General features: G+C 49.2%; 3 protein-coding genes. All 3 read right to left on the bottom strand.

Annotated features, from left to right (window positions below; translation table 11 throughout):
* Window positions 1–33 precede the first annotated feature (33 nt).
* From C5684_RS06650 to frr, 3 genes are read right to left on the bottom strand one after another with little or no spacing between them, the layout of a single operon-like run.
* Window positions 34–456 (bottom strand): RDD family protein, encoded by a 423-nt coding sequence (locus C5684_RS06650; protein WP_104639813.1) that lies wholly within the window; start codon window positions 454–456, stop codon window positions 34–36.
* Between the two features lie 3 nt (window positions 457–459).
* Window positions 460–1,062, bottom strand: coding sequence for an orotate phosphoribosyltransferase (pyrE, locus tag C5684_RS06655; protein WP_104639814.1), 603 nt, complete (start codon window positions 1,060–1,062; stop codon window positions 460–462).
* Window position 1,063: 1 nt separating this feature from the next.
* On the bottom strand, window positions 1,064–1,621 hold the full coding sequence (gene frr, locus C5684_RS06660; protein ID WP_199764511.1) for a ribosome recycling factor: 558 nt from the start codon (window positions 1,619–1,621) through the stop codon (window positions 1,064–1,066).
* Window positions 1,622–1,707: the final 86 nt, after the last annotated feature.

Raw genomic sequence — 1,707 nt, forward strand, 5'->3', positions numbered from 1 at the left:
AGGAGCTATTTGGTCTTGAATTGCCCACACCTCCTAAGACTCCAGCACTCCCTTAACCCGTGTGTGGCACAGCACATCATGTAAAAAGCGTTTGTCTTTGCTAAAAAAGGGGGTGAAAAAGCCTATGAGCGTGCTAGCCACCACCAGCCAGAGCACAAAACGCACGCATGCACGCCCCAAACTCAAGGGCTGATCGTGGCTATCCAGCACCTTTAAGCCCACATAACGCAAGCCCGGAGTTTGCCCACTACGGCTTAAAAAAAGCGCATTGATCACGCCATAGACGCACACACAGCCCAAAATGGCTAGCTGATTCTCCCTAAAGGCCTGTGCTGAACCCAAGATGATATAGGTTGTGAAATATAAAATGGGGGTGTAGATCAAAAAAATATCGGTGAGAAAAGCCTTAAGCCTTGCCCCAACATGCAGACAAGCGAGGGTTTTCTTAAACTCCAAAGGCTAATTGCCCCGACTGCCCGGCTTAATGGGCGCGCTAAAGGCACATAGCGGGCAATTTTCAGGTGCGAACATCTCAAAATCAAAATTTTCTAAAGTGAAAAAGGGCAGATTGGGCGGGAGCTTACAAGCTTTGTTGTGGGTTACAGCTGTGGGACAGATCCCCCGATTGGCTAGGCTGGCAAACCCAACCACCACACCGCCCATTTCTTGCACGCATTGGCCAGCTTCCAAAGCCGAGCCCCCGGTGGTGATGATGTCCTCACAGATCAAGACCTTTTCTTGGGGGCGGATTACAAAGCCCCGGCGCAACACCATTTGGGAATTGACCCGTTCGCTAAAAATAAAACGCACGCCCAACGCCCGTGCTAGTTCATAGCCAGCCAAAATCCCGCCCAAAGCCGGGGAACACACACAATCGATTACAAGACCTGCATGGTGGATTTTTTGGGCTAGAGCCTCTGTAAGCATTTGGGCTTTTTGGGGGCTTTCAAGCACCTTAGCAGATTGCAAATAAAATTGCGAATGATTCCCGCTACTAAGCAAAAAATGCCCCTCCAAGAGCGCACCACAATCTAAGTAGAGTTGCCGGACATCTAAAGCCATGTTAGACCTTTAAAATCTCTTCCTCTTTGGTTTTGAGCGTGCTTTCAATCTTTTTGATAAAGTCATCGGTGAATTGCTGGATTGTTGCGAGGGCTTTTTTATTCTCATCGGCACTAATGGCTTTGTCTTTTTCCAGTTTTTTAATTTGGTTATTGGCATCTTGGCGGATATTGCGCACCGCTACTTTTGCCTTTTCGCCCATCGCCCGCGCATCCTTGGCGATCTCCTTGCGTTGTTCGCTGGTCATGGGGGGGAAAAAGAGTTTGACATTCTGCCCGTCATTATTGGGATTCACGCCTAAATTGGCTTCTTGCAATGCCCGCTCAATTTCCTTAAGCAAACCCTTTTCCCATGGGGTGATCGTGATGGTGGTCGCATCGTTGGCGATCACGGAAGCCACTTGGCTAAGTGGGGTGGGGGTGTTGTAATAATCGATGCGGACATGATCTAAAAGATTGATGGAAACCTTGCCGCTACGCAAGGTGGTGAAATCCTTAGAGAGGGCTTGCAAACTCTTTTGCATTTGCTCTTTGGTGTGCTGGTAAATGCTCTCTAGCATGGTTATCCTTTATTTTTGTGGGGTTTTTGGGGGGTTGGTGAGGGTGGGCGCACTCTCAGGGCTGATAGGGGCGGCTGGGGTTAGGG

The sequence above is a fragment of the Helicobacter bizzozeronii genome (genome assembly GCF_900196775.1).
Taxonomy (GTDB): domain Bacteria; phylum Campylobacterota; class Campylobacteria; order Campylobacterales; family Helicobacteraceae; genus Helicobacter; species Helicobacter bizzozeronii.